Below are 20,789 nucleotides of genomic sequence, written 5' to 3'. Positions count from 1 at the left end.
CCGGGCTGCGTTCTCCGGATGTTCCTGGTGTTGGATGATCCCGTGACACGTCCCTTCGACCGCGCTCGTGTGGAGGCAGCGGTCCGCGAACTGCTGCTCGGCATCGGCGACGACCCTGACCGCGCCGAACTCGCCCGCACGCCCGCCCGTGTCGCGGACGCCTACGCGGAGTTCTTCCACGGCATCGGCACCGACGCGGTCGAGATCACCCGGCAGGGTACCGTCCACGCCGAGGACGGCGATCGGGGCCAGCTCGTCGTCGTGCGGGACGTCCGCTTCCGCTCCGTCTGCGAGCACCACCTGCTGCCCTTCATCGGGGTCGCGCACCTGGCGTACGCACCCGGTGCGGAGCTGATCGGCCTGGGCACGCTGTCCCGGGTGCTCGACGCGGTCGCGTCGCGCCCGCAGCTGCAGGAACGGCTCGGGGAACAGGTCGCGGGGACGATCGCCGAGGGGCTCGACGCGCAGGGGGTGCTGGTCGTGCTCGACGCGCAGCACCAGTGCGTCACGACGCGGGGCGAGCGCCAGAGCGGCTCGACGACCGTGACCGTCGCGGCCCGTGGCACCCTCGCCGAGCCAGCGGCCCGCGCCGAGGCGATCGCCCTGATCAGCGCCCGCGGCAGCGGCCCCGGGGCCGACGACGACGACCACGAGCACGCCGGGCACGCCGGGCACGCCGAGCACGCCGACCACGAGCACGCCGGGCACGCCGACCACGAGTACGCCGGGCACGACGGCGGACCCGGCCGCGGCACCCGGACCGACCACGAGGCGGACGCATGACGACCGAACCGGCCGCGCCGCGCCTCCAGGCCGCCCCCGGCTGGGTCGTGCCCGTCCTGCGCCACCCGGTCCGCACGCTGGGCCGACGCACCATCGACTTCGACCACCGCATCGCGGTGATGGCGATCATCAACCGCACCCCTGACTCGTTCCACGACCGGGGTGCCACGTTCGAGCTCGACCGGGCAGTGGCCGCGGCGGTCCGCGCCGCCGACCAAGGCGCCGACTGGGTCGACATCGGCGGCGTGAAGTTCGCGCCGGGTCCCGAGCTCCCCGCCGCGGACGAGGTCGAGCGCGTGGTGCCCGTCATCGCCCAGCTCAGCGCCGAGTCGGACGTCATCATCAGCGTCGACACGTTCCGCGCCGACGTCGCGCGGGCCGCGATCGATGCCGGCGCGAACGTCGTCAACGACACGACCGGGCTGTCCGATCCGCGGATGGCCGCGGTGGTCGCCGATTCGGACGCGACCATCGTGATCACCCACTCGACCGCGCCGCCCCGCACGAAGCTGCCGGAGCCGCCGCACTACGACGACGTCACCGCATCTGTCGTGGACTTCCTGCGGGAGCGGGTCGACCGCGCGCTCGCCGCGGGCGTCCCCGAGTCGCGGATCATCGTGGACCCGGGGCACGACCTCAACAAGAACACCGTGCACACGCTCGAGCTCACCCGGCGCCTGCCCGAAGTGGTCGCGCTCGGCCACCTCGTGCTCGCCGCGGTGTCGAACAAGGACTTCGTGGGCGAGTCCCTCGGCCGGCCTCGTGGGGAGCGCCTGGCCGGGTCGATCGCGGTCGCCACGGTCAGCGCGATGCTGGGGGCCCGGATCGTCCGGATGCACGACGTGGCGGAGTCCGTCGACGCGATGCGGATGGTCGAGGCCACCCTCGGGTGGCGCGCACCCATGGAATCGAGGCACAACACGTGAACCAGCTGCCCGCCCCGATCGCGGACCTGTCCGACGACGACGTGGTCGCCCTGTACACCGCCGGTGTCGGCCTGGAGGCCCCACCCGTGTCCGCGACGTCGGCCGGCGGGTGGATCCGGGTCAACTTCGTCGCCACGGCCGACGGTGCCGCATCGACCGGCGGGGTGTCCGGCTCGCTCGGCGGCGACGACGACCTGCGGGTCTTCGAGCTGCTGCGCCGGTTCGCGGACGTGGTGCTCGTCGCCGCGGGGACGGTCCGCGACGAGGGGTACGGGCCGATGCGGCTGCGCGAGTCCGACGTCGCCTGGCGGCGGGCGCACGGCAAGCCCGACCACCCGGTGTTCGCCATCGTCACCGGTTCGCTGTCGCTCGACCCCGCGTCGAACGTCTTCACCGATGCGCCGGTGCGGCCCATCGTGCTGACGTCGGCATCAGCCCCTGCCGACCGTCGTGCGGCGCTGTCGGCGGTCGCGGAGGTCGTGTCCTGCGGCCAGGACTCGGTCGACGTGGCACTCGTGCGTGCTGCGCTCGTGTCGCGCGGACTCACGGCGATCCACTGCGAGGGCGGACCGTCCTTCCTCGGGGCGCTCGTGGCCGGGGACCAGGTCGACGAGCTCTGCCTGACGATCGACCCGTCGCTCGAGGGCGGTGCCGCACCGCGCATCGCCACGGGGTCCTCGCCCCAGCTGCGGCGGATGCGCCTGGCGCACGTGCTGCTCGGGGCGGACGACGTGCTGCTGACGCGCTACGTCCGCCGGTAGGGTCGGGCACGTGATCGACATCGTGGCGTCCGGGGTCCTCTTCGACATGGACGGCACCCTCGTCGACTCGACCTCGGTGGTCGAGGGCGCCTGGGGTCGCTTCGGCGCCGCGCACGACATCGACCCGCGCACGATCCTGGCGTTCTCGCACGGTCGCCAGACGATCGACACGATCCGGCACTTCCTGCCCGACCTGCCGTCCGACGAACAGCGCCGAGTCGCCGAGGCGCTCGTCGCGGACGAGGTCGAGAACACCCACGGCATCGTCGAGGTGCCGGGTGCGGCGGCGTTCGTCCGCCGGCTGGTCGATGCCGGGGTGCCGGTCGCCCTCGTCACGAGCGCACCTCGCGACCTCGCCCTGAACCGGATGCGCGCTGCCGGGGTGCCGGTGCCCGCGGTCGTCGTGACCTCCGAGGACACCGAGCAGGGCAAGCCGCACCCCGAGGGCTACCTGCGTGGCGCCGAGCTGCTCGGGCTGGGCGCGGAGGCGTGCCTGGCGTTCGAGGACGCCCCTGCCGGCGTCGAGTCCGCGCGGGCATCGGGCGCGACGACGGTCGTCGTCGGGACACTCGAGTCCGAGGCCACGGTCGGCATCCCGCGAGTGCACGGGTACGACGGCGTCGAGGTCACGCGCGAGGGGTCCGCTTTCCGCATCCGCGGCTGACCGGAGCCTGCGTCCTGCGAGCACGCCCAGCGCGGGGCGACGACCCTGGTCTGCGCGGCCGGAGACCCCGGCTCGTGGAAGGAGTCATCATGGCAACCCTCGACGGCAAGACGATCCTGGTCATCGCGACCAACTACGGCGTGGAGCAGGACGAGATCGTCGTCCCCACCGACCAGCTGCGCGAGCGCGGCGCGACCGTGACGGTCGCCGGGCAGGAGTCCGGCTCGATCGCGACCCTCGTCGGCGACAAGGACCCCGGCAAGAGCGTCGACGTCGACACCACCTACGACGGTGTCGATGCGACTGAGTTCGACGCCCTGGTCGTCCCCGGCGGCACGATCAACGCCGACACCATCCGCCAGGACGCGACGGCGGTCGCGTTGGTGAAGTCCTTCGTCGAGGCGGGCAAGCCCGTCGCCGCGATCTGCCACGGCCCGTGGACCCTCGTCGAGGCGGGTGTGCTGACCGGCCGAACGATCACGTCGTTCCCGTCGCTGCAGACCGACATCCGCAACGCCGGTGCCGAGTGGGTCGACCGCGAGGTCCAGGTCGACGACACGAACGGCACCGTCATCACCTCGCGGAACCCCGACGACCTGCCGGCGTTCGTCGACGCGATCGAGTCCGCACTCCGCTAGTCCCCGGCGATCAGCGCGTCGGCACGGGGCGGGCCGTGCGGAGCACCGCGGGTCCGAGGGTGAGCACACCGTCGGACTCCGGGTCGCACCGCACCCCGCTCCGTCCGCGCATCGCCCGGAACGCCCCGGGTGCGATCTCGTGGTCCATCCAGGCGCAGGGGTTCGCCGCCCGGTACCCGCGGAACGCCACCGTGCCCGCGCCGCTGTCGAGCGAGAACGGCTCGCCGCGCAGCGCCTCGACGTCGGCCCCGCGCAGGAACACGTTGCGCCGGGTCGCGACCGGGTCCACTTCGACGCCGAGCTCGTCGGCGACGTCGTCCAGGTCCTCCAGGCCGATGACCGTCACCGACGCGTGGACGTGGGCCCGCGACGCGAAGTAGCGGTCGCCGACGATCCCCAGGCCGGCCCGGAGCTCGATGCGGTCGCGCCGCTCGTCCTCGTCCGCGGGCAGTGCGCCGTCGGCGGGCCGGCCCGCGTAGCGGTGCCGCCGCGACACGAGCAGCAGCGCGATCTCCACCGCTGTCTCGTGCCTGAGGGCGGTGGACGCCGGGACGTCGTCAAGTGCACCCACGCACCCGACCGTAGCCGAGCCTCCTTGCCGCTCCCTGCCCCGTCCGATTCCCGCCAGTGGCTGACGGTGGCCCGTGTCAGGCTGGCGGCATGACCGACGCACTGCACGACGAGCGCTACCGCATCGCCGCCTCGCGCGACGCCCGGTTCGACGGCCAGTTCGTCACCGCGGTGCACTCCACGCGCATCTACTGCCGGCCGAGCTGCCCCGCGCGCACGCCCCGCTCGGCCGGCGTCACGTTCTACCGGACCAGTGCCGCCGCCCATCTGGCCGGGTTCCGCGCCTGCAAGCGCTGCCTGCCCGAGGCCACACCGGGCAGCCCCGAGTGGGACCTGCGCGAGGACGTCGCGGGCCGGGCGATGCGGCTCGTGCTCGACGGCGTGGTCGAGCGCGAGGGCGTCCCCGGCCTCGCCGCCCGGGTCGGGTACTCCGAGCGGCACCTCGGCCGCATCCTGACCGAGGAACTCGGCGCCGGCCCCAAGGCACTCAGCCGCGCACACCGGGCACAGACGGCGCGGACCCTGCTGACCTCGTCGGACCTGCCCATCGCGGACGTCGCCTTCGCCGCGGGGTTCGCCAGCGTGCGCCAGTTCAACGACACCGTGCGCGAGGTCTTCGCGGTCACCCCGACCGAACTCCGCGCGCGCCGTCGGGTCCCGCCCACGCCCGACGGCGGGCTGCACGTGCACCTGCCGGCCCGCGCGCCCTTCGATGCGCAGGGGCTGCTCGACTGGCACGCCCTGCACGCGCTCCCGGGGCTCGAGCACGTGGTGGTCGGTGACGACGGCACGGTGCGGTCGTACGGCCGGTCGGTGGACCTCCCAGGAGGGCCGGGCTGGTTCCGCGCGTCGGCCGCGGTCCCCGACGGCGCCGGCCGTGGTGCCGGGATCGACCTGGTCGTCCGGGTCGCGCAGCTGCGCGACCTGCCGACGCTGGTGGCGCGGGTGCGGGCGTTGTTCGACCTCGATGCCGACCCCATCGCGGTCGACACCGTCCTCGGTGGTGTCCCCGCCCTCGCGCCGGCGGTGCAGCGCGTGCCGGGCATCCGGTTGCCGGGCGCCGTCGACGCGCACGAGGTCGTGTTCCGCACCCTGATCGGCCAGCAGGTCTCGGTCGCTGCCGCACGGACCGCGCAGACGCGGCTGGTGGCGGCGCTCGGTGACCCGGTCCCGGCGGCCATCGACCCGGACGGGCTGCTGTTCCCGTCGGCCGAGCGCATCGCGGCCGACGGGGCCTCGGTGCTCCGCGGACCCGCTGCCCGCGTCGACACGATCCTGCGCGTCGCGGCGGCGCTCGCCGACGGGTCGCTCGTCGTGCACGGCGGGCAGTCGCTGGACGAGCTCCGCGCCGGGCTGCTCGCGGTCAAGGGGATCGGCCCGTGGACCGCCGACTACGTCGCGCTGCGGGTGCGGCACCACCCGGACGTCTTCCTCCACAGCGACCTCGCCGTACGGAACGGTGCACAGGAACTCGGGCTGCCCGGGACGGCACGCGAGCTCTCCCTATGGTCGGGACAGGTGGCGCCCTGGCGGAGCTACCTCACGATGCACTGCTGGCGGCCGATCGTCGACCGCGCCACCGCCGCTGCCCGCGCAGCGGCCCGCCCAGCCCACACGAAGTCCCGGAAGGACACCCCATGACCGACGCCGTGATCGCCACGCTCCAGACCCCCGACGGGTCGTTCACCGTCCTCGAAGACGACCAGGGCCGCGTCCTGGCCTCCGGGTGGACGGATTCGTTCGACCGGGTCGTCGCCCGGGTCCCCGCACGCCACCGTCCGGTCACCATCACCGAGGGCACGCTCTCCTCGGCCGACGCCGTCGACGCCTTCTACGCGGGCGACGTCGACCACGCGATGCAGGTCCCGGTGCGACAGCTCGGCACCGAGCTCTTCGAAGAGGGCTGGCGACAGCTGCGCCGCATCCCCGCTGGTTCGACCCTGACCTACACCGAACTCGCGGCCGCGATGGGCCGCCCGGAAGCGGTCCGGGCGGCCGCCAGCGTGTGTGCGCGCAACGCCCCGGCGCTGTTCGTGCCGTGCCACCGGGTGCTGCGGTCCGACGGGTCGCTCGGCGGGTTCGCGTGGGGGCTCGACGTCAAGCGGTCGCTGCTCGAACACGAGGCAGTCGGCTCCGGCGCGCTCGTCTGACGGCGGCGCTGCCCGGTGCGGTTCCTGACCGCGCGCTGTGTCTGCCCCTGGAACCGGGGGGAGACGCGCGACGTGGGGACTGCCACACTCGACGCAACCGACGACGTGCGCCGTCCGACCCCGAGGGTCCGACACGTGCCGCCGTATCCACCCTGAAGGACGCCATGCTCGCTCCAGTCGACCGAACGGTCGTCTCCGCTGACGGCACCGTCCTCGCGGTGTCCGAAGCAGGCAGCGGTCCGGCGGTCGCGGTCGTCGGCGGAGCGTTCGACCACCGTGGCACGCCGTACCTCGACCGCGTCGTGCACGCCCTCTCCGGCGACCACCGCGTCGTCACCTACGACCGACGGGGCCGCGGCGCCAGCGGCGACACCGACACGTGGGCGATCGACCGCGAGGCCGACGACTTCCGCGCCGTGACCGAGAGCCTCGCGTCGCCGGTCACCGCCGTCGGGATCTGCGTCGGCGTCGGCGTCGTCCTGCACGGCATCGCCTCCGGTGCCCCGGTCGACGCCGCCCTGCTCTGGGAACCGCCGTACCGCGCCAGCGTCGACCCGCACGCCGAAGACGTCGTCTTCGCCGACGTGCTCGACGAGCACGTCGCGGCCGGACGTCGTGGCGCCGCGGTCCGCGCCTTCCTCGCGCAGGTCCTCGACGTGCCGATGGGACAGATCGCCGGGCTGCGCCTCAAGCCCACGCTGTGGAGGGCGCTGCTCGCCGACGCCCACGTCCTGGCCCGCGACGTCCGGATGCTCAATGGGCTCGCGATCCCGGAGCGGGCCCTCGCGTCCGTGGGGGTCCCCGTGCTCGTCGCGTCCGGCACCGACTCCCCGAGCTGGATGGGTCCGGCCGCCCGCGCCGCAGCCGAGGCGATCCCCGGCTCCGAGCACACCGTCGTCCCCGGGCAGGGGCACGTCCCCGACCCCGAGGCCCTCGGAGCGCTGCTCGCGCGGGTCCGGACCGCCCAGCACTGACCACGGACCGCCCAGCACTGACCACGGGCCGCCCAGCACTGAACGCGGCCCGTCTCGCCGAGTGCGAGAGGATGGTCCGGTGAGCGCACCCCGACTCGGACTCCTGCTGGACGTCGACGGCCCCATCGCCAGTCCCGTCTCCCGCACCATCGCGATCCCCGCCATCGTCGAGGACCTCGTCGCGCTCGCCGCCGAGGGCATCCCCGTCGTCTTCAACACGGGGCGGAGCGACGCCTTCATCCGTGAACAGGTGGTCGGGCCCCTGCTCGCCGGCGGCCTCGCTGCCGGGGGCCGGGTCCACGCGGTGTGCGAGAAGGGCGCCGTCTGGTGCTCGATCGGCCCGCAGTACCCGGACGGCATGGGGGACCTCACGGTCGCCGAGGACCTCGCCCTGCCGCGTGACTACGCCGACGAGATGCGCGAACTGGTGCGGACCGACTACGCCGACCTGGTGTTCTTCGACGAGACCAAGCGCGCGATGGTGTCGATCGAGCAGCGCGTCGAGGTCCCGAACGCCACGTACCTGGCACGCCAGCCCGAGTTCGACGAGCGCGCGATGGCGGCCCTCGAGCGCCGAGGTCTCGGCGTGCGCCGGCTCGACGACGTCCGCCCCGACGCCGACGGTGCGGTGCAGTGGCGCATCGACCCGACGATCATCTCCACCGACGTCGAGTCCGACCGCAGCGGCAAGGACATGGGCGCCGAGCGGTCCCTCGAGCTGCTCGCCGAGGACGGCGAGCTCCCGCTCGCCTGGCGCACGATGGGCGACTCACGGAGCGACTACGCGATGGCCGACTGGCTCCACGCCAACGGGCACGACGTCGCGCACGTCGACGTCCGGCCGTCCGACGGGGTCCCGGCGACGCCCTACCCGGTGCTCACCGCTCCCGAGGGCGTCATCCACGACGAGGCGGGCGCGCGGTTCCTGGCGGACTGGCGCGCGGGGCGCTGACCGGCACCGGGCCTCCCGACCGGTTCCGCATCGGAACCACCGTCCGTTCGGACGCTTTGCGTGACACGGTGGTACACCAGTACCCTTCCGGGGTCCACCGCCAGCCGATGACGGGATCCACCCCATGGCAACGAAGCTCCGCACGAAGTCGATCGAGGCCTCGCTCGCCGATGCCGACGAGCAGGGTCGCTCCCTCAAGCGCTCCCTGAAGACCTTCGACATCGCCGCCATGGGGATCGCCGTCGCGGTGGGTGCGGGCATCTTCTCGGTGGGCGCGAACGCCGCCGCGAACTTCGCCGGCCCCGGTGTCATCGTGTCGTTCCTGCTCGCCGCCGTCACGTGCGGCCTCGCGATCATGTGCTACGCCGAGTTCGCCTCGACGATCCCGGTCGCCGGCTCGGCGTACACGTTCACCTACGCGACGATGGGCGAGCTGCTCGCCTGGATCGTCGGGTGGGACCTGATCCTCGAGACCCTGACGGCCAGCGCCGTGATCGCGAAGTACTGGGGCATCTACCTCAGCACCGCCTTCGAGGTGTTCGGCATCTCGCTGCCGAGCACGATCGCGATCGGCCCGATCGGCTTCACCTGGGGGCCGGTGCTCATCGTCGGCATCTTCACGGCGCTGCTGGCGTTCGGCACGCGGCTGTCCAGCCGGGTGTCGGCCGTGATCACCGTCATCAAGGTCGCCATCGTCCTGTTCGTCATCGTGGTCGGCGCGTTCTTCGTCAAGGCCGCGAACTTCACGCCCTTCATCCCCGCCGCCCAGCCGTCGAAGGGCGCCGAGGGCAGCGTGTGGACGCAGTCGCTCGTGTCCTTCGCCACCGGGTCCGAGCCCGCGCAGTACGGCGTGTTCGGCCTGCTCGCGGCCGCGTCCCTGGTGTTCTTCGCGTTCATCGGGTTCGACGTCGTGGCGACCAGCGCCGAGGAGACCGAGAACCCGCAGAAGACCCTGCCCCGCGGCATCTTCATCGGGCTCGGCATCGTCACGCTGCTCTACGTCGGCGTCAGCATCGTGATCACCGGCATGGTGTCGTACAAGCGGCTCGCGCAGGAGGACGCACCCTCACTCGCCTCGGCCTTCAAGATCGTCGGGCTCGACTGGGCGTCCGGCATCATCGCGATCGGGTCCCTCATCGGCCTGACCACGGTCGTCATGGTGCTGCTGCTGGGCCTGTCGCGCATCGTGTTCTCGATGAGCCGTGACGGTCTGCTGCCCCGCTGGTTCTCGGTGACGAACCCGAAGACGCAGACGCCCGTGCGGGTGCAGGTCGTCGCCGGTGTCGTCGTGGCGCTGCTGGCCGGGTTCACCGCGGTGGACAAGCTCGAGGGCATGATCAACATCGGCACGCTCTCCGCCTTCGTGCTCGTGTCGATCGGCATCATCGTGCTGCGTCGCACCCGGCCGGACGCCCCGCGCTCGTTCCGTGTGCCGTGGTCGCCCGTGGTCCCGATCCTGTCGGCCGCGCTGTGCTTCTGGCTCATGCTCAACCTCGAGGTCGAGACATGGCTGCGCTTTGTGGTCTGGCTGGTCATCGGCTTCGCGATCTACTTCGGGTACAGCCGTCGCAACAGCCGGGTCGGGCGCGGGCTGCAGTAGCGCTCCGGGTGCGAGACGACGCCCGAGCGTCGAGACGCCGCCCCGTGGGGCGGCGTCTCGTGCGTTCTGCGGCGTCTCGGCTCGTCGGCCGGGCCCCTCAGGCGCCGACGACCAGCAGGACGCCGAAGGCGAGCATGACCACGGCGACGCAGCCGTCGAACACCCGCCAGGTCAGCGGTCGCTCGAACAGCGGTCGGAGCAGCCGCCCGCCGAACCCGAGTGCGCCGAACCACAGGCAGCTCGCGGCGACCGCGCCGAGGGTCCACCACCAGCGGTCGTCGACACCCTGCTGGTTCGCCACCGAGCCGAGGAACACCAGCGTGTCGAGGTACACGTGCGGGTTCGCCCACGTGAACACGAGCATGGTCAGGACCGCGGTCCGCATGGTGGGCGCTGCCGTCCGGTCCGTCCGGTCCGTCCGGTCCGTCCGGTCGGGAGGCCCGGCAACCGTCCGTCCCGTCGGCGCTGCCGTGGCCGTGACCACCTCCACCGCCGCGTCGCGCCCCGCCACGGACGTCGCGCCCGCGTGTGCCGGGGCGCCACGTCCATCGCGGGGTGCGACGTGACCGTTGTGGACGGGGACGGCGGCGCCGTCGTCGTGGACGGGAACGGGAACCCCGTCGTCGTCCGCAGTGACCCGGATCGCCTCGTCCGAGGGTCGCAGCGCCCGTCGGGCCGCGAGCACGCCGTACGTCAGCAGGAAGGCCGCCCCGACGAACCGGACGACCACGATTGCCACCGGGAACCGCTCGACGACGGCCCCGACGCCGAGGACCCCGGCGACGATGAGCACGGCATCGGACACCGCGCACACGAGCACCGCCGCGACGACGACCCGCAGACGCGCGGACACTGCCAGGCGGAGCAGGTAGGTGTTCTGCACGCCGATCGCGACGATCAGCGCGAGCCCGGTACCGAGGCCTGACAGAGCGGGGAGCAGCGCGTTCACACCCCTGACCGTACGGCGGGTCCACCATGCAGTACAGCTCATGTTCCTGACGTGCCGTAAGCTCCGCTCATGCTCCGGCTGCAGCGTGACCACCTCGAGACCCTGCTGGCGGCGGTGGACTCCGGCACCTTCGACGCCGCCGCTCGCGCGCTGTCGATCACGCCCTCCGCGGTGTCGCAACGGGTGAAGGCGATGGAGTCGCAGGTCGGGCGCGTGCTCCTGCAGCGGACGACCCCGATCCTCCCGACGGCCGCCGGCGCCGTCGTGCTGCGGCACGCGCGCCAGGTCCGCTTGCTCGACGAGGAGACCGCCCGGTCCCTCGGCGACGCGACGGGACCCGACGACGCGGTCCCGTCGATCCCGCTCGCGGTGAACGCGGACTCGCTCGGGACCTGGTTCCTCGATGCCCTGGCCCTGGTGCGCTCGGACACCGAGGTCGTCTTCGACCTGCACCGCGAGGACCAGGACCGGACCGCCGAGCTGCTGCGCTCCGGCACCGTGATGGCCGCGGTGACGGCGGAGTCCGAGCCCGTCCAGGGGTGCTCGTCGGTCCGCCTCGGCGTCGACCGGTACCGGGCCGTGGCCGCGCCGGCGTTCGTCGACCGCTACCTGGGCGGTGCCGACACCGAGCGACGGATGCTCCAGCGCCTCGACCGGGTGCCCCTCGTCGACTACGACCACGACGACGACCTGCAGCAGGGGTTCCTGCGCCGGGTGGTGGGTCACGCCCCCCGGGCGCCGCGGCACTTCGTCCCGACGTCGGCCGACTTCGCCCGAGCCGTCACGCTCGGGTTCGGATGGGGGCTGCTCCCCGAGGCGCAGTGTCTCGCCGGGCTCGGGGACGGCACGCTGGTGGAACTGACCCCGGGTCGGCGGGCGGACGTGGCGCTCTGGTGGCAGCGCTGGAACCTGGCGTCACCGTTGCTCGAACGCGTGACCGAGGCCGTCCGGGCCACCGCGCAGGAGCGGTTGCACCAGGCGGAGTGACGACCCGCCCCGCGGCGGACGTCGCCGGCGCCCTCGTCAGGCCGTCGCGCGCCACCGCAGTCCGTCGACCAGCAGGCCGACCAGGTGCTGGCTCTGCTCGACCGTCGGTGCCCCGTGGCACAGGTCCGCGACGGCGCGGAGCAGCTGCGGCGCGTCGAGGTCGTTCCGGATGGTCCCGGCCGTCGATGCGGCGTCGAGCAGCCCGGTCAGCGCGCCCCCGAGTCGTTCCATGAGGTAGGGGTGCAGCCCCTCGAACGCCGGGTCGCCGGACTGCAGCGCGGCCGCGAGTCCCCGCTTGGTCGCGACGAACTCGGTGAACCGCTGGAGCCACAGGGCGAGGGCCTCGTCCGGGCCGTGGCCGGCACTGAGCTCGTCGGCGGCGTCGGCGCAGGCCTCGACCGCCTGGTGGAACACGGCGACGACCAGGTCCGAGCGCTGGGGGAAGTGCCGGTAGAGGGTGCCGACGCCGACTCCCGCCCGGTCGGCGATCACCTTCGCGGGTGCATCGACTCCCTGGTCCGCGAAGACCTGGCGTGCGGCGTCGACCAGGGCGTCGAGGTTGCGCCGGGCATCGGCTCGCACGATTCCTCCTGGGATCGGTCGACGGATCGCTTGCGTAAACGGAAAAGCATTCCGTATGCTTCCGGAAGAGCATTCCGCTTCCGGTCTCCACACTGTACCGGACCGCGGGGTGCCACCGACAGGAGGAACCGCTCATGCAGTACCGCACACTCGGCCGCACCGGCATCCAGGTCAGCCCGTTTGCTCTCGGCGCCATGATGCTCGGCACGGACGGCAGCATCGGGAACGAGGACGAACAGGACTCGATCCGGATCGTCCACCGCGCCCTCGACGCCGGCATCAACCTCATCGACACGGCCGACCGCTACTCCCAGGGCGGATCGGAGTCCCTCGTGGGCAAGGCGATCGCCGGCCGCCGCGACGACGTCGTGCTCGCCACGAAGTTCAACGGCCCGATGGGCGACGACCCGAACCGACGCGGCAACTCCCGGCGGTGGATCATGCGGGCGGTCGAGGACTCGCTCCGCCGTCTGCAGACCGATCACATCGACCTGTACCAGGCGCACCGCCCGGACGACTCCGTCGACCTCGAGGAGACCCTCTCCGCCCTGACCGACCTGGTCCGCAGCGGCAAGGTCCGTGCCATCGGCACGTCGGACTTCCCCGCGTCGATGCAGGTCGAAGCGCAGTGGACGTCGGAACGGCGTGGGTTCGAGCGCTTCCGCACCGAGCAGCCCACCTACTCGATCCTCAACCGCGGCATCGAACGCGAGGTCCTGCCGACGGCGCAGCGTCACGGCATGGGGACCCTCGTGTGGAGTCCCCTCGCCGGTGGCATGCTGACCGGCCGGTTCCGCAAGGGCCAGGAGAGCGACCTGGCCCGGGTCGACATGTTCCGGCACAACCGGGACGAGCGCCGGATCGACACCGTCGAACAGGTCGTGGCGCTGTCGGAGGACACCGGGATCCCGATGACCCACCTCGCCCTGGCGTTCGTCATCGCGCACCCCGGCGTGACCAGCGCGCTCATCGGTCCGCGGTCGATGGAACAGCTCGACGACCTGCTCGCCGGTGCCGACGTCGTGCTGTCCGACGAGGTCCTGGACCGGATCGACGCGATCGTCCCGCCCGGCACCGACGTGGGCCGCCTCGACCAGCAGTACTCCCCGCCGGCGCTGCTGCAGGCGCCGCTCCGTCGCCGTCCGGTCGCCGAGCGCCCCGCTTCCGCCTGACAGCGCGCGAGCGTCTGCCGAGCCGGACCCAGGCGCACGGCGTCAGGACTGGCAGCGCGGGCACCAGTACGTGTCGCGGAGCGTCAGGTCGGACTCGCCGAGCGCACCCGCACGGATCGGTGTCCGGCACCGCAGACAGGGCTTGCCACGCCGGTTGTAGACCCAGAAGCGGGAACCCGGCCGGTCGACACCCGTCGTGACCCGGGCGCTCCGGTCGCGGTTGGTCAGGATGAGCCGGTGCGCCAGCGCGATCATCCGCGTGGGGTCCTGGACCTGCCCGACCGGTCTGGTCGGCAGCACACCACGCAGGAAGCAGAGCTCGTTCCGGTAGACGTTGCCGAGACCGGCGAGCACGCGCTGGTCCAGCAGCGCGAGGCCGACCGGACGCTCGGGGTCGGCCGTCAGGTTCGCCTCGGCCAGCGCGGGGTCCCAGTCCGGCCCGAGCAGGTCCGGGCCGAGGTACCCGACGATCTCGGCCTCGTCGGCACGGGGGACGACCTCGAGCACGCCGAGGGTGAAGCCGACCGTCGAGACGTCGGCGGCGTCCAGGACCGCCCGGGCCTGGTGTGCGGGACGGCGCCAACGGTCACCCGGCCCGTAGACGTCCCACCGGCCCTCCATCTTCAGGTGCGAGTGCACGGTCAGGTCGCCGATGCGGTGCAGGATGTGCTTGCCGCGCGGGACGACCTCGTCGACGGTGCGCCCGACCAGGTCGAGCGTCGCGAAGGCCGGCACCCGGAAGTCGCTGCGCGTCAGGACCTTGCCCGCGAGCGCCGCGTGCAGACGGGCCGCGGCGCGGAAGACGGTGTCGCCCTCAGGCACGGTCGTCCCTAGGCACGCAGCCGCACCCCCTGCGGTGTCGCGGCGAACCCGGCGGCGCGCAGGGCGTCCCCGAGCGGCGACTCCAGCACGAAGACGCCGTCCACGCGTTCCACCGACAGCTTGCCGAGCCCGCTCCGGACGGTCGCCGCGATGGACGCAGCCGCGGCGGTGAGGTCGGCGGGGTCGTCGGTGAACGTCAGCACCGACTTGCCGCCGCGCTCGACGTAGACGCCGAGTTCGCCGTCGAGGAGCACCACGAGTGCGCCGGCCTTGCGCCCCGGCCGGTGCCCGCGGGCCTTCGCGCCCTCGGTGGTGGGTGGTGCCGCGCTCGCCGCCGGGGGCACCGCCGTGTCTGGTTCGGGAGCGGCGTCCGTCGGCCACGGCAACGACGCACCGTAGGGGTTCGCCGGGTCGGTGGCGGCGAGTGTCAGGACCTCGCGCGCCCGGTCCTGGTTCGCCCGCTCGTCGTCGTCGAGGTCCCGGGCGTACGTGCGGAGCCGGTCGATCGTCGGGCTCGTCGCGAACTGCGCTGCGCCGAGTCCCTCGATGAAGTAGCCGCGTCGGGCCCGGCCGGACTCCTCGAACCGCGCGAGCACCCGGTACACCCCGGCGAACCCGCCCCGGACGCCCTCGACCTGGACGGCCCCGCGGGTGACCACGCCGTACCGCTCGAGGAGCTGTTCCGCGGTCGCCGCGGCGCGCACCGTCCCGTCGGCCTCGGCCAGGGGCAGCAGGGACCAGCGTCCGCCGACGCTCGGGGGTCCGGACTGCGTCGGCAGCGTGGGGCGTCGGCGACCTCGGTAGGCGCGGGTGCGCGGCGTCGTCGTGCTCTTGGCTCGTCCACCGAGCATCGCGCGGAGGGGCGCGAACGTGTCGTTCGTGATCTGGCCGCCCCAGACGAGGTCCCAGAGTGCGGTGGTCAGGGCCCCGTCGTCGGTGCTGCCCACCGCCTGGCCGAGCTGGCGGAAGAAGTAGGCACCGCCACCGGCCAGCGCGCCGAGCACGTCCCGCTGGAGTTCGGTCGTGTCGTCGCCGGACGGTTCGGCGAGTGTCGTGGCGGCCGTGTCCGCCAGGTGCAGTCGGACCCAGCCGTCGTTGCCCGGCAGCGTGCCACCACCGGACCACAGGACCTCGCCGGTCGCGGTGAGCTCGTCGAGCATGCTCGGCGCGTAGTCGGACACGCGCGCGGGCAGCACGAGCGCCTCCCATGCACTGGCGGGCAGGGCGACGCCGGCCAGTTGGTCGATGACCTGCAGCACGCCGTCGATGCCGCGCAGACCTCCGCGCGTGCCGGGGACGCGCACGTGCTGCCACGCGGGCAGGAAGCGACCGAGGGTGTCGGTCGAGACCGGTTCGACCTCGTGCCGCAGGGCGGCGAGGGACCGCGTGCGGATCCGCCGGAGCACCTCGGAGTCGCACCACTCGGCCCCCTGGCGGTCGGGCCGGAACTCACCCTCGACCAGCCGACGGTCGGCCGCGAGCCGCCGCAGGGTGTCCTGCACGACGGCGATCCCGAGCCCCAGGCGGGACGCTGCCTCCTGTGCCGCGAACGGTCCGTGCGAGCGGGCGTACCGGCCGACCAGGTCGCCGAGCGGATCGGCCACGGGCTCGATGAACGCCGTGGGGACACCGATGGGCAGGGGCACGCCGAGGGCGTCCCGGAGCCGGGCGGCGTCCTCGATGACGGCGTAGCGCGTGGTGCCGGCGTGCGAGAAGGACAGCACGCGGCGGTCGCGCTCGAACGACTCGAGCGTGGTCCGGAGCGTCTCGCGCGCCGCGGTCCGGTCCTGGTCGTCGGCGAGCCAGCTCCGGTCGACAGCCTCGTCGAGGTCGAGCGCGCCGACCAGCCGGAGCACGTCGACCAGGCCCTCGGCGTCGCGCGCCCGGCGGTCGGGCGACAGGCGCTGCAGGTCCCGTTCGGTCGCGGCGATCACCGCGGGGTCGAGGAGCTCCCGCAGCTCGGCGCGACCGAGCAGTTCGCTGAGCAGCGTCGAGTCCAGCGACAGGGCCGCGGCACGACGCTCGGCCAGGGGCGAGTCGCCCTCGTACATGAACGCCGCGACGTACCCGAACAGCAGCGACCGCGCGAAGGGCGACGGCGTCTCGGTCTCGGTCTCGACGATCCGGATGCCGCGGCGGTTGATCTCGTCCGCGATGCCGAGCAGGGCCGGGACGTCGTACACGTCCTGCAGGACCTCGCGCACGGTCTCGAGCACGATCGGGAACGTCGGGTACTTCTGCGCGACCTCGAGCAGCTGGGACGCCCGCTGGCGCTGCTGCCAGAGCGGCGAGCGACGACCGGGATCACGTCGGGGCAGCAGCAGTGCGCGGGCGGCGCACTCGCGGAACCGCGCGGCGAACAGGGCCGAACCGCCGACCTCGTCGGTGACCAGGGCCTCGAGGTCGTCGCGCTCGAAGACGAACAGGTCGGCACCCGGTGGTTCGGCGTCGGTCTCGGGGATGCGGACCACGATGCCGTCGTCCGCGGCCATCGCGTCGCCGTCGATGCCGTGCCGTTCGCGCAGTCGTGCGGCGACGGCCAGCGCCCACGGCGCGTGCACCTGCATGCCGTACGGCGAGTGCAGGATCATCCGCCAGTCGCCGAGTTCGTCGCGGAACCGCTCGACCACGAGGGTCGTGTCGTTCGGCACGTGTCCGGTCGCCGCGCGCTGCTCGCGCAGGAAGGTCAGCAGGTTCGTCACGGCCCGTTCGTCCAGGCCGCCGGCGGACACGCGGGCGCGGGCGTCCTCGTCCGAGGCGCCCTCGACCTCGCGGATGAACGCGCCGGTCGCGCGGCCGAGTTCGGCGGGACGCCCGATGCCGTCGCCCTTCCAGAACGGCACCCGCCCGGGCTGTCCGAACGCGGGGCTGACGATGACCCGGTCGTGCGTGATCTCCTCGATGCGCCAGCTGGTGGCACCGAGCGCGAAGACGTCGCCGACGCGCGACTCGTAGACCATCTCCTCGTCGAGCTCACCGACGCGCGAGGCCTTCTCGCCGACCATGAACACGCCGAACATGCCGCGGTCCGGGATCGTGCCACCGCTGGTCACCGCGAGCCGCTGGGCTCCGGGGCGCCCGGTCAGCGTGCCGTGCACTCGGTCCCAGACCAGGCGGGGTCGGAGTTCCGCGAACTCGTCGCTGGGGTACCGGCCCGTGACCAGGTCGAGCGTCGCTTCGAAGGCGGACCGCGGCAGCCCGCTGAACGGGGCACTGCGCCGCACCAGCTCGAACCAGTGCTCGACGTCGAGGGTGTCGATGGACCCCGCCGCCACCGTGTGCTGCGCGAGGACGTCGAGCGGGTTGGTGGGGACCGAGATGGACTCGATCTGCCCGGACACCATGCGCTCGACCGTGACGGCGCTGTGGACGAGGTCGGCGCGGTGCTTCGGGAACAGCACACCCCGGGAGATCTCCCCGACCTGGTGCCCCGCACGACCGACACGCTGCAGGCCGCTGGCGACCGACGGTGGGGCCTCGACCTGGACGACCAGGTCGACCTCGCCCATGTCGATGCCGAGCTCGAGGGAACTGGTGGCGACCACGCAGCGCAGCCGGCCGGACTTCAGGTCGTCCTCGATGATCGCGCGCTGGTCCTTCGACACCGAGCCGTGGTGGGCACGTGCCAGCACCGGCAGCGACCCGGCGGTCTGCCCCGAGGCCCCGATGACCTCGGCCGGGGGCCGCCTGGGCTGTGCGACCGGGGCGTGCGCCGAGGCCCGCGCCGGCGACTGCGCCCGGCCGCTCGGCAGCCCGACGTCGTCCGGCGTCACCCCGGCCGGCACGAGCACGCCGTCTCCGGCGGCGGCCGCCACGCGTTCCTCGTGGATCTCGTTGAGCCGCGCGGTGAGGCGTTCTGCCAACCGCCGCGAGTTCGCGAAGACGATCGTCGAGCGGTGCTGCTCGACCAGGTCGACCACGCGTTCTTCGACGTGCGGCCAGATGGACCCGTTCGTGGGCGCCTCGGAGGAGTCGGCCCCGACGGGCGGCGCCCCGAGCTCGGACATGTCGTCCACCGGCACGACGACCCGCAGGTCGAACGTCTTCTGCGCGGGCGGAGCGATGATCTCGACGGGCGCGCGGCCGCCCAGGAACCGTGCGACCTCTTCCGCTGGTCGCACCGTCGCGGACAGACCGATGCGCTGGACGGGCTTGTCGAGCAGGTCGTCGAGCCGTTCGAGCGACACCGCCAGGTGCGCGCCGCGCTTGGTCGCTGCGACCGCGTGGACCTCGTCGATGATGACCGTGTCCACGTTGACGAGCGTCTCGCGCGCCTTCGACGTCAGCATCAGGTACAGCGACTCGGGCGTCGTGATGAGGATGTCCGGCGGCAGCCGCAGCAGCTTCTGTCGGTCGGACGACGGGGTGTCCCCGCTGCGGACCCCGACCGTGACGTCCGGGGGTTCGAGGCCGAGGCGACGGGCGGTCTGGGTGATGCCCACCAGGGGGCTGCGCAGGTTCCGCTCGACGTCGACCCCGAGCGCCTTGAGCGGTGAGACGTACAGCACGCGCGTGCGCTGCTTGGCCGGCGGGTGGTCCGTCGAGCTGATCAGCCGGTCGATCGACCACAGGAACGACGCGAGCGTCTTGCCCGACCCGGTCGGGGCCACCACGAGCGCGTGCCGACCGGTCGAGATGGCGTCCCACGCCCCGGACTGTGCGGCCGTCGGTGCCGAGAACGCGCCGCGGAACCACGCGGCGGTGGCGGGGGAGAAGCGCTCGAGGACGTCCGTCATGGTCCGTCCCATCCTGCCCGCCACCCCCGACAAGCAGCCCAGCACAGATCGGGGTTGACAGAACGATAGTTACCGATCTATCGTTGACCCATCGCGACACGGACGGAACAGTTCCGTAACGCGAGCTCACTTCGAACACGAACCCAGGAAGGAGTCATCATGCGCCCCATGACTGACTACTCGAACGACGAACACGACTCCACCCAGGACCGCGGCCACCGCGGCCAGCGCGGCTCCCGCTTCGGCGGCCCGCGCCACCACCACGCACCCGGCTTCGGCGGACGCGGGGGCTTCGGTCCCGGCATGGGCTTCGGCCCGGGCTTCGGCGGCCCCGGCGGTCCCGGCTTCGGCCGCGAGCGCCGCCGCCGCGGCGACGTCCGCCTCGCCATCCTCGGCCTGCTGGCCGAGGGCCCCCAGAACGGCTACGCCGTGATCAAGACGATCGCCGAGCGCACCGGCGGCGCCTGGAAGCCGAGCCCCGGCTCGGTCTACCCGACGCTCCAGCAGCTCGTCGACGAAGACCTCGTCGTCTCGACGGGCGACGGCCGCAAGACGCTCTTCGAGCTCACCGACGCCGGCAAGGCCGAGGCCGAGTCCAAGGCGGACGAGATCGCCGCGGCGTGGGAGTCCACGCCCGGCGTCCCGGACTCGCAGCGCGAGTTCGTCGAAGCGCTCCGCAAGACGATGGGCGTGCTCCACATGTACCGCACCAGTGCGACCGAGGAGCAGACCAAGGCGGCCGCCGCCAAGGTCGACCAGCTCCGCAAGGACCTGCTGCAGATCCTCGCCGACTGACGCGGCGACACACCGACAGGAGGCCCGGTGCCAGCTGGCACCGGGCCTCCCGTCGTCGTCGTGGCGCTCCGACGCGCCGTCAGTCGCCGATGAAGGCGGCGGCGTCCGCCAGCTCGGCGGCGGACACCGCGTGCGGCAGCCCGGCGTAGGTCCGGTCCGTCACGTCCGTGTGCGCCGCTGCCCAGGCGCTCGTGCGTGCGGTGGCGTCGGCGGGGATGACCTGGTCGGCATCCCCGTGCCCGAGGAACACGCGCGGGCGCACCGCGACGACGGCCTCGTCGCGGGAGTCCGTCACTCCGGGCACCACGAACCCGGACAGCGACACGGCGAAGGCGAACCCGGACGGTCGGGCGCGCAGCAGCTGCAGCGCCATGGACCCGCCCTGCGAGAACCCGAGCAGCCCGATCCGCGGGTGGTCCGGCGCGACGGTGTCGACCCAGTCGAGGACACCCTGCACCGCGGCGTCGACCGGCTCGAGCGCCGGCGAGCCGGGGGTGCCGAGCGGGTACCAGCTGAAGCCGGGTCCCCATGCCGTCGGCGCCCGCAGCGAGGCGATCGTCCACGTCGGCGGCAGCGCGGGTGCCAGCCCGAGCAGGTCGCGCTCGTTCGACCCGACCCCGTGCATGGTCACGAGCAGGGGGGTGCCGGCGCGCTCCCGCTCGGGGCGGGTCCACTGCACGATGTCCGTGTCGATCATGTGGACGACGGTAGCCGTCCACAACCAGCGC

General features: G+C 73.1%; 18 protein-coding genes and 1 pseudogene. 13 read left to right on the top strand and 6 right to left on the bottom strand.

Features of this window, described 5'->3' with window-relative positions; translation table 11 throughout:
• Nucleotides 1-18: 18 nt before the first annotated feature.
• The 5 genes and pseudogenes from folE to DEJ13_RS16710 all read left to right on the top strand — a co-directional run.
• Nucleotides 19-612: pseudogene (folE, locus tag DEJ13_RS16730) on the top strand (GTP cyclohydrolase I); the annotation flags it as partial.
• 167 nt (nucleotides 613-779) lie between these two features.
• A complete protein-coding gene (gene folP, locus DEJ13_RS16725) occupies nucleotides 780-1,709 on the top strand; it encodes a dihydropteroate synthase (RefSeq protein ID WP_111105983.1) in 930 nt (309 codons plus the stop codon).
• Entirely contained in the window at nucleotides 1,706-2,470 is a 765-nt protein-coding gene (locus DEJ13_RS16720; protein ID WP_258374019.1) for a pyrimidine reductase family protein, read from the top strand. Before folP ends, DEJ13_RS16720 begins: the two co-directional genes overlap by 4 nt.
• Nucleotides 2,471-2,480: 10 nt before the next feature.
• Nucleotides 2,481-3,134 (top strand): HAD-IA family hydrolase, encoded by a 654-nt coding sequence (locus DEJ13_RS16715; RefSeq protein ID WP_056121303.1) that lies wholly within the window; start codon nucleotides 2,481-2,483, stop codon nucleotides 3,132-3,134.
• An 89-nt stretch (nucleotides 3,135-3,223) separates the two neighbouring features.
• Complete coding sequence (locus tag DEJ13_RS16710; protein ID WP_111105982.1) at nucleotides 3,224-3,772, top strand: type 1 glutamine amidotransferase domain-containing protein; 549 nt, start codon at nucleotides 3,224-3,226, stop codon at nucleotides 3,770-3,772.
• 10 nt (nucleotides 3,773-3,782) lie between these two features.
• Here DEJ13_RS16710 and DEJ13_RS16705 read toward each other — a convergent pair whose 3' ends face one another.
• Nucleotides 3,783-4,343, bottom strand: coding sequence for an MOSC domain-containing protein (locus DEJ13_RS16705; protein ID WP_111105981.1), 561 nt, complete (start codon nucleotides 4,341-4,343; stop codon nucleotides 3,783-3,785).
• Nucleotides 4,344-4,432: 89 nt separating this feature from the next.
• On the opposite strand from DEJ13_RS16705, the gene DEJ13_RS16700 reads away from it, so the two are divergent.
• From DEJ13_RS16700 to DEJ13_RS16680, 5 genes are all read left to right on the top strand, one after another.
• A complete protein-coding gene (locus tag DEJ13_RS16700) occupies nucleotides 4,433-5,983 on the top strand; it encodes an AlkA N-terminal domain-containing protein (RefSeq protein ID WP_111105980.1) in 1,551 nt (516 codons plus the stop codon).
• On the top strand, nucleotides 5,980-6,492 hold the full coding sequence (locus DEJ13_RS16695; RefSeq protein WP_056121313.1) for a methylated-DNA--[protein]-cysteine S-methyltransferase: 513 nt from the start codon (nucleotides 5,980-5,982) through the stop codon (nucleotides 6,490-6,492). The genes DEJ13_RS16700 and DEJ13_RS16695 overlap by 4 nt, the downstream gene beginning before the upstream one ends.
• A 164-nt stretch (nucleotides 6,493-6,656) precedes the next feature.
• Nucleotides 6,657-7,466, top strand: coding sequence for an alpha/beta fold hydrolase (locus tag DEJ13_RS16690; RefSeq protein WP_111105979.1), 810 nt, complete (start codon nucleotides 6,657-6,659; stop codon nucleotides 7,464-7,466).
• A 79-nt stretch (nucleotides 7,467-7,545) separates the two neighbouring features.
• Nucleotides 7,546-8,418 carry a hypothetical protein gene (locus DEJ13_RS16685; RefSeq protein WP_111105978.1) on the top strand — a complete coding sequence of 291 codons (873 nt, stop codon included), beginning with the start codon at nucleotides 7,546-7,548 and terminating at the stop codon, nucleotides 8,416-8,418.
• A 124-nt stretch (nucleotides 8,419-8,542) separates the two neighbouring features.
• Nucleotides 8,543-10,018 (top strand): APC family permease, encoded by a 1,476-nt coding sequence (locus tag DEJ13_RS16680; RefSeq protein WP_056121318.1) that lies wholly within the window; start codon nucleotides 8,543-8,545, stop codon nucleotides 10,016-10,018.
• 97 nt (nucleotides 10,019-10,115) lie between these two features.
• Here DEJ13_RS16680 and DEJ13_RS16675 read toward each other — a convergent pair whose 3' ends face one another.
• Nucleotides 10,116-10,967: a LysE/ArgO family amino acid transporter gene (locus tag DEJ13_RS16675; RefSeq protein WP_258374018.1), complete on the bottom strand. Its 852-nt coding sequence runs from the start codon at nucleotides 10,965-10,967 to the stop codon at nucleotides 10,116-10,118.
• 69 nt (nucleotides 10,968-11,036) lie between these two features.
• Between DEJ13_RS16675 and DEJ13_RS16670 the strand changes: the two genes are divergently transcribed.
• Complete coding sequence (locus DEJ13_RS16670) at nucleotides 11,037-11,954, top strand: LysR family transcriptional regulator ArgP (RefSeq protein ID WP_056121323.1); 918 nt, start codon at nucleotides 11,037-11,039, stop codon at nucleotides 11,952-11,954.
• A 36-nt stretch (nucleotides 11,955-11,990) separates the two neighbouring features.
• On the opposite strand, the gene DEJ13_RS16665 is transcribed toward DEJ13_RS16670, so the two are convergent.
• Nucleotides 11,991-12,536, bottom strand: coding sequence for a TetR/AcrR family transcriptional regulator (locus DEJ13_RS16665; protein ID WP_056121325.1), 546 nt, complete (start codon nucleotides 12,534-12,536; stop codon nucleotides 11,991-11,993).
• A 134-nt stretch (nucleotides 12,537-12,670) separates the two neighbouring features.
• Between DEJ13_RS16665 and DEJ13_RS16660 the strand changes: the two genes are divergently transcribed.
• Nucleotides 12,671-13,708, top strand: a complete 1,038-nt coding sequence (locus DEJ13_RS16660) for an aldo/keto reductase (RefSeq protein WP_111105976.1) — start codon at nucleotides 12,671-12,673, stop codon at nucleotides 13,706-13,708.
• Nucleotides 13,709-13,750: 42 nt separating this feature from the next.
• Here DEJ13_RS16660 and DEJ13_RS16655 read toward each other — a convergent pair whose 3' ends face one another.
• A complete protein-coding gene (locus DEJ13_RS16655) occupies nucleotides 13,751-14,530 on the bottom strand; it encodes a DNA-formamidopyrimidine glycosylase family protein (RefSeq protein ID WP_111105975.1) in 780 nt (259 codons plus the stop codon).
• A gap of 8 nt (nucleotides 14,531-14,538) precedes the next feature.
• Nucleotides 14,539-19,266, bottom strand: a complete 4,728-nt coding sequence (locus DEJ13_RS16650; protein WP_111105974.1) for an ATP-dependent helicase — start codon at nucleotides 19,264-19,266, stop codon at nucleotides 14,539-14,541.
• Nucleotides 19,267-19,434: 168 nt separating this feature from the next.
• Here DEJ13_RS16650 and DEJ13_RS16645 point away from each other — a divergent pair, with 168 nt between their 5' ends.
• Nucleotides 19,435-20,061 carry a PadR family transcriptional regulator gene (locus DEJ13_RS16645; RefSeq protein ID WP_235515447.1) on the top strand — a complete coding sequence of 209 codons (627 nt, stop codon included), beginning with the start codon at nucleotides 19,435-19,437 and terminating at the stop codon, nucleotides 20,059-20,061.
• A gap of 79 nt (nucleotides 20,062-20,140) precedes the next feature.
• On the opposite strand, the gene DEJ13_RS16640 is transcribed toward DEJ13_RS16645, so the two are convergent.
• Complete coding sequence (locus DEJ13_RS16640; protein ID WP_111105973.1) at nucleotides 20,141-20,758, bottom strand: alpha/beta hydrolase; 618 nt, start codon at nucleotides 20,756-20,758, stop codon at nucleotides 20,141-20,143.
• Between the last annotated feature and the right edge of the window lie 31 nt (nucleotides 20,759-20,789).

It is taken from the genome of Curtobacterium sp. MCLR17_007 (assembly GCF_003234655.2).
GTDB lineage: Bacteria > Actinomycetota > Actinomycetes > Actinomycetales > Microbacteriaceae > Curtobacterium.
This window is presented reverse-complemented; position numbering and strand designations above follow the sequence as displayed.